The 6,262-nt window shown below is 73.0% G+C and carries 6 protein-coding genes; 4 read left to right on the top strand and 2 right to left on the bottom strand.

All coding sequences use genetic code 11. The features are described from left to right. From P3T35_RS29650 to ptsP, 3 genes are all read left to right on the top strand, one after another. A partial coding sequence (locus P3T35_RS29650) for a hypothetical protein (RefSeq protein WP_280708458.1) occupies positions 1-206 on the top strand: 206 nt, incomplete at its 5' end. Positions 207-555: 349 nt separating this feature from the next. Beyond that, on the top strand, positions 556-1,005 hold the full coding sequence (locus P3T35_RS29645; RefSeq protein WP_101379092.1) for a PTS glucose transporter subunit IIA: 450 nt from the start codon (positions 556-558) through the stop codon (positions 1,003-1,005). Between the two features lie 92 nt (positions 1,006-1,097). Next, a complete protein-coding gene (ptsP, locus tag P3T35_RS29640; RefSeq protein ID WP_101384841.1) occupies positions 1,098-2,768 on the top strand; it encodes a phosphoenolpyruvate--protein phosphotransferase in 1,671 nt (556 codons plus the stop codon). Between the two features lie 55 nt (positions 2,769-2,823). On the opposite strand, the gene P3T35_RS29635 is transcribed toward ptsP, so the two are convergent. Beyond that, on the bottom strand, positions 2,824-4,890 hold the full coding sequence (locus tag P3T35_RS29635; protein ID WP_101379093.1) for an acetoacetate--CoA ligase: 2,067 nt from the start codon (positions 4,888-4,890) through the stop codon (positions 2,824-2,826). Between the two features lie 158 nt (positions 4,891-5,048). Here P3T35_RS29635 and P3T35_RS29630 point away from each other — a divergent pair, with 158 nt between their 5' ends. Continuing rightward, complete coding sequence (locus tag P3T35_RS29630) at positions 5,049-5,702, top strand: TIGR03085 family metal-binding protein (RefSeq protein ID WP_101379094.1); 654 nt, start codon at positions 5,049-5,051, stop codon at positions 5,700-5,702. On the opposite strand, the gene P3T35_RS29625 is transcribed toward P3T35_RS29630, so the two are convergent. After that, on the bottom strand, positions 5,692-6,255 hold the full coding sequence (locus P3T35_RS29625; protein ID WP_101379095.1) for an NUDIX domain-containing protein: 564 nt from the start codon (positions 6,253-6,255) through the stop codon (positions 5,692-5,694). The two genes, P3T35_RS29630 and P3T35_RS29625, sit on opposite strands and share 11 nt — an antisense overlap. Positions 6,256-6,262: the final 7 nt, after the last annotated feature.

Raw genomic sequence — 6,262 nt, 5'->3', positions numbered from 1 at the left:
CAACATATCTGGCGTTGACTTTTGGCACGCTGTTGAGTTCTCAAGGAACGGACGCTTCCTTCGCAGCCACTTCCGTGGCCCCTCCGGGCGCTTCGCTCTTTCGTGTTTCGAGCTTATCAGATGAGATTCGATCCGATTTCACCGGACATTCACTCAGCCGCGTCGCTGGATTCACCTTCGCCTCGCGGCGACCCGAGCAACGATAGCCGCTCCGCGCCGGAGTGCCTAATCGAGCATCGTGCGCACCCGGCGGCCGGGCCGCCAGCACCGCGCGGTCCGACGCGCCGGGGCGATCGTCGAGCTCACTCGGATGCCGTAGAGTGCGGCGCGTCGAGCAAGAGGACTAGACCACTTGAGTCGCTCGGGGCCCTGACCGGCCCGGGATCGGAGCGTCGACCGTCGTGGAGTGATCGCGGGCGGGCGCCTCGATCGAGTCGGCCCATGGCCCGTTCCATGACCATATGTCCGAACTTGGCGTGATTTAGGCTTCAATCGGCATACCCCCAGCCGCTGCTAGCGGCCGCACGCTGTACCCCGCACCTGGGAGGCTCCACCATGACCACTGTGACGTCGCCGCTCACCGGCCGCGCCGTTGGACTCGCCAACGTGCCCGACCCCGTCTTCTCCGGCGCCATGGTCGGACCCGGCACCGCCATCGACCCGGTGCGCGAACCCACCACGGCGGTCGCCCCGGTGGACGGTCTGGTCGTCTCCATGCACCCGCACGCGTTCGTGGTGATGGACGCCGACGGGCGCGGCGTGCTGACCCACCTCGGCATCGACACCGTGCAGCTCAACGGCGAGGGCTTCGAACTGCTGGTCAGCAAGGGCGACCAGGTGAAGCGCGGTCAACCGGTGGTCAGGTGGAACCCGGCCGAGGTGGAGGCCAAGGGCAAGTCGCCGATTTCCCCGATCGTGGCCCTGGAGGCCTCCGCCGAGGCGCTCAGCGCAGTCGCGGAGACCGGCGAGGTGGCCAGCGGCGGCGAGCTCTTCACCTGGAACTGACAACCCCGACCGAGCAATTGGCCGGACAGTGCCCCGCCTGCCGTGTTTCGGTTGGGCGGGGCAGCAGTGCCGGGTGGAGAGGAATGAAGGACATGCAGAAGACGCTGCGCGGCGTGGGTGTCAGCCACGGGGTCGCGATCGGCCAGGTGCGCCACATGGGCACGGCCGTGCTGGAGCCGACGGCCACTCAGATCCCCGCCGAGGAGGCCGAGCGCGAGCGGGCCCGCGCCCAGCAGGCCGTCGACGCGGTGGCCGCCGACCTGATCGCCCGGGGCAACCTGGCCGGCGGCGAGGCCCAGGCGGTGCTGGAGGCCCAGGCGCTGATGGCCCAGGACCCGGAGCTGGCCGCCGATGTGGCGCGCCGGATCGCGGTGGGCAGCAGTGCCGAGCGCGCCGTCTACGACGCCTTCGCCGCCTACCGGGCGCTGCTGGCCTCGGCCGGCGAGTACCTGGCCGGCCGGGTCGCCGACCTGGACGACGTGCGCAACCGGATCGTGGCCCGGCTGATGGGTGTGCCGATGCCGGGCGTGCCGGACAGCGACGAGCCGTATGTGCTGCTGGCCCGCGACCTGGCGCCCGCCGACACCGCGCTGCTCGACCCGGCGCTGGTGCTCGGCTTCGTCACCGAGGAAGGCGGGCCGACCAGCCACTCGGCGATCCTGGCCCGGGCCATGGGTGTGCCGGCCGTCGTCGCGCTGCCCGGGGCGACCGAGCTGGCGGAGGGCACCACGGTGGCGGTGGACGGCAGCAGCGGTGAGGTGCTGGTCGAGCCGAGCGCCGAGCAGCAGCAGGAGCTGCGCCGGGTGGCGGCCGAGCGCAAGGCGGCGCTGGCGGGCTCGTCCGGTCCGGGCCGCACCTCGGACGGCCACCTGGTGCCGCTGCTGGCCAACGTCGGCGGCCCGGCGGACGTGCCGGCGGCGGTGGCCGCGGGTGCCGAGGGCGTCGGGCTGTTCCGCACCGAGTTCCTCTTCCTGGACGACTCGGCGAAGGCGCCGAGCGAGGACACCCAGACGGCCGCCTACCGCCAGGTGCTGGAGGCGTTCCCGGAAGGCCGCGTGGTGGTGCGGGTGCTGGACGCCGGCGCGGACAAGCCGCTGGACTTCCTGACCCCGGCCGACGAGCCGAACCCCGCGCTGGGCGTGCGCGGCCTGCGTGCCCTCCTCGATCACCCCGAGGTGCTGGCGACCCAGCTGCGCGCCCTGGCCCGGGCCGCCGAGGGGCTGCCGGTGCACCTTGAGGTGATGGCGCCGATGGTGGCGGACCGGACGGATGCCCGCGCGTTCGCCGATGCCTGCCGGGAGGCTGGGCTGCACGCGAAGTTCGGCGCGATGGTGGAGATCCCGTCGGCCGCGCTGCGGGCCCGGTCGATCCTGGCGGAAGTCGAGTTCCTCTCGCTGGGCACCAACGACCTCGCCCAGTACACCTTCGCGGCGGACCGCCAGGTGGGTGCGCTGGCCCGGCTGCAGGACCCGTGGCAGCCGGCTCTGCTCGACCTGGTGGCGGCCGCGGCGGAGGCCGCCCGCGCGGCCGGCAAGAGCTGCGGGGTGTGCGGTGAGGCGGCGTCCGATCCGCTGCTGGCCTGTGTACTGACCGGACTGGGCGTGACCAGTCTGTCGATGGGGTCCGCGTCGATCCCGTACGTGCGCAGCATGCTGGCGAAGTTCACGCTGGACCAGTGCCGGCGGGCTGCCGAGGCGGCCCGGGCGGCGGACAGTGCCGAGGGTGCGCGGGCGGCCGCGCAGCAGGTGCTGTCGGGCGAGTGAGCTGAACGGGTGAGGGCCCGGTCGCGGCGAACCGCGGCGGGGCCCTCACCCGTTGTCAGGAGTGGCGCTGCTGCCCGAGCTGCTCGAAGAAGCGCAGGTGGTCGAGGTTGTCGACGGAGCCGGGGTTGACGGCCTTGGCCAGCGGGGTGCCGCTGAGCAGGCGCTTGACCGGCACCTCGATCCGCTTGCCGGTGAGGGTGTGCGGCAGGCCGTCGACGGCGATCACCTCGTCGGGCACATGGCGCGGGGAGAGCTGCTCGCGCAGGGCGGTGCGGATCCGGCCGCGCAGGTCGTCGTCGAGCACGGCGCCGGGCGCCAGCACCACGAAGAGCGGCATCCAGTAGCCGCCGTTCTCCTCCTCCAGGCCGATGACCAGGGATTCGGCGATCTCGGGCAGGCGCTCCACCACCTCGTAGATGTCGGAGGAGCCCATCCGCACGCCCTGGCGGTTGAGGGTGGAGTCGGAGCGGCCGTGGATCACCACGGTGCCCCGGGAGGTGACGGTGATCCAGTCGCCGTGCCGCCAGATTCCGGGGTAGGTGTCGAAGTAACTGTCGTGGTAGCGGCTGCCGTTGGGGTCGTTCCAGAAGCCGGTGGGCATCGAGGGCAGCGGCTTGGTGACGACCAGTTCGCCGACCTCGTCGGTGTGCGGCTTGCCGGCCGCGTCCCAGGACTCGACGGCCGCGCCCAGGCAGGGGGCCTGGATCTCGCCGAGGTAGACCGGGAGGGTGGGGACGCCGCCGACGAAGCAGCTGCAGACGTCGGTGCCGCCGCTGACCGAGGCGAGCCAGACGTCCGGCTTGACCTCGTCGTAGACCCAGCGGAAGCCGTCCGGCGGCAGCGGGGAGCCGGTGGTGCCGATGCAGCGGACCGCGCTCAGGTCGAGGTCGCGGCCGGGGTGCAGCTCGGCCTTGCGGCTGGCGATCACATAGGCGGCGGAGGTGCCGAGCACGGTGGCACCGGTGCGGGCGGCCACCTCCCAGAGCGCGCCGGTGGTGGGGTGCCCGGGGCTGCCGTCGTAGGTGACGATGGTGGACCCGACCAGCAGGCCGGCGAGCAGGAAGTTCCACATCATCCAGCCGGTCGAGGTGTACCAGAAGAACCGGTCCTCGGGGCCGAGGTCGAGGTGGAGCGCCGCCTGCTTGAGGTGCTCGACCAGGATGCCGCCCTGGCTCTGCACGATGGCCTTGGGCAGGCCGGTGGTGCCGGAGGAGTACAGCACCCAGAGCGGCTGCTCGAACGGCACCTGGGCGAACTCCGGCTCGGCGTCGCCCGCGGTGGCCTCCTGCCATTCGACGGCGCCTTCGGGCGCGTCGGTGCCCAGCAGCGGAACGTGGATGAAGGTGCGGACGGAGGGGAGTTCGCGGCGCAGTTCGGCGACCACGGCGCCGCGGTCGTGGTTCTTGCCGCCGTAGTGGTAGCCGTCGACGGCGAGCAGGGCGACGGGCGCGAGCTGCTGAAAGCGGTCGAGCACGCTGCGGGCGCCGAAGTCGGGGGCGCAGGAGGTCCAGACGGCGCCGATCGAGGCGGTGGCCAGCAGGGCGACCACGGCCTGCGGGATGTTCGGCAGGTAGCCGGCCACCCGGTCGCCGGGCTCGACGCCCTGGGCACGCAGGGTGGCGGCCAAGGCGGCGGTCTGGCGCCGCAGTTCGGCCCAGCTGACGGCGAGCGGCTCGGCGCGGGTCTCGTCCAGGTGCAGGATGGCGGGCCGGTGGGCATGGGCTGGGTCCTCGCCGAAGCGCAGCGCGTGCTCGGCGTAGTTGAGGCGGGCGCCGGGGAACCAGTGGGCGCCTGGCATGGTGGCGTCGGGGAGCACAGCGGTGGGCGGGGTGCTGAGCCGGACGTCGAAGTACTCGGTGACGGCGGTCCAGAAGCGCTCCAGGTCCTCGGTGGACCAGGCGTGCAGGTCGGCGTACCGGGTGGCGGCGGTGGCGTCGTCCGGGGCGGGGGCCAGCGGCGCGGCCGGGGCACCGTGGGTGGTAGCGGCCCACTGCTGGAAGGCGACCAGCCGGGTGGCGGCGGCCTGGGCGGGATCCGGGCGCCAGAGCGGTTCGGTGGGGTCGGTGCCGTTGGGTGCGGTGCTCACGGTGTGGTCTCCCGGCCGGAGGGTGCGCGGGAACATCGCTCGTGGCGCGGCCCGCGACGCTGCGTGCTGACGGTGCAGACCATGCCATGTGATCGTCGGCTCGCCAAGGGGGTGCCGACGGCCCGTCGGCGATTGTGGTGGATCACTCCATATCGCCGGGCGCACACCATGGTGATCTTCATTACTCTGACAACATGTCGAATCACGCTCAGGGGCAGCGGGCCCGGCTCGCGGAGTTGCTGACAGCGGCCGGCCCCGACTCCCCCACGCTCTGCGGCGGCTGGCTGACCCGCGACCTGGCGGCGCACCTGGTGATGCGCGAGGCCCGTCCGGACGCGGCGGCGGGGATCGTGCTGCCGGCGCTGGCGGGGCACACCGAGCGGGTGCAGGCGCGGTACGCGGCGCTGCCGTACGAGGAGTTGCTGCGCCGGTTCCGCGAGGGCCCGCCGCGCTGGTCGGCGTTCGCGCTGCCGGGGGCGGACGAGGCGGCGAACGTGGTGGAGTACTTCGTGCACGCGGAGGACGTGCGGCGGGCTTCCGGCGCACCGGCGGAGCCGCTGCCACTCGACCCTGCGCTGGGTGAACTGCTGTGGCAGCGGCTGAGGTTGACGGTCCGCATGGAGCTGAACCGGCGCACCCCGGTGCGGCTGGTGCTGTCACTGCCGGACGGGCGGAACGTGGTGGCCGGCCAGAAGCTGGTGGGCACGGTGCGGGTGGTGGGCGAGCCGGGCGAGCTGCTGCTGTTCGCATTCGGGCGGGGTGCGCGGGCGCGGGTGGCGGTGAGCGGACCGCAGGACGAAGTCGCGCTGCTGCGCGGGACGGTGGGGCTGCCCGCGGTCAGCCCTTGAGGTACCGGTCGTACTCCCCCGCGAACCAGGCGGTGGAGACCTTGGTGTGGAAGGGGAAGGCAAGCGGGACCGGGGCGTCGATGAGCTGCCAGCCCTCGGTCTCGTCGGTGGGGACGGACGGGGGCAGGGCGGCGAGGTCCTGGGCGGGGAGCAGGGCGAACAGGCAGAGGAAGCCGCCGCGGCTGTCGGAGGCGGTGTCGACCAGGGTGACCTGCGCGGCGTCGGCGAGGATGCCGGTCTCCTCGCGCAGTTCGCGGACGGCGGCCTGCTGCCAGCTCTCCCCGTAGTCGACGTAGCCGCCGGGGAGGGCGAGCTCGCCGTAGCCGGGCTCGATGGTGCGGCGGATGACCACCAGGCTCTGACCGCCGTCGGGGCGGTTGACCGGGAGCAGGGCGACGGTGACCGGGAGCGGGTTGCGGTAGCTGATCTCGCCGCAGCCGGGGCAGGTGCGCGGCCAGCCGTGGGTATCGGCCAGGTAGGCGGTGCCGCACCAGTGGCAGTGCCTGCCCGGGCCGAAGGTCGCGGGTCGGGTGGCAGCCTGGTCAGTGGTCATGGGGTGG

The organism is Kitasatospora sp. GP30 (genome assembly GCF_029892145.1).
Taxonomy (GTDB): domain Bacteria; phylum Actinomycetota; class Actinomycetes; order Streptomycetales; family Streptomycetaceae; genus Kitasatospora; species Kitasatospora acidiphila.
The sequence above is the reverse complement of the archived record's forward strand: the minus strand, read 5'-3'. Positions and strand labels throughout refer to the sequence as shown.

Bases quoted from the DNA above. Each gene is read 5' to 3' on its own strand.
- P3T35_RS29645 (WP_101379092.1), top strand. From the start codon at position 556: ATGACCACTGTGACGTCGCCGCTCACCGGCCGCGCCGTTGGACTCGCC.
- ptsP (WP_101384841.1), top strand. From the start codon at position 1,098: ATGCAGAAGACGCTGCGCGGCGTGGGTGTCAGCCACGGGGTCGCGATC.
- P3T35_RS29635 (WP_101379093.1), bottom strand. From the start codon at position 4,890: ATGTTCCCGCGCACCCTCCGGCCGGGAGACCACACCGTGAGCACCGCA.
- P3T35_RS29630 (WP_101379094.1), top strand. From the start codon at position 5,049: ATGTCGAATCACGCTCAGGGGCAGCGGGCCCGGCTCGCGGAGTTGCTG.
- P3T35_RS29625 (WP_101379095.1), bottom strand. From the start codon at position 6,255: ATGACCACTGACCAGGCTGCCACCCGACCCGCGACCTTCGGCCCGGGC.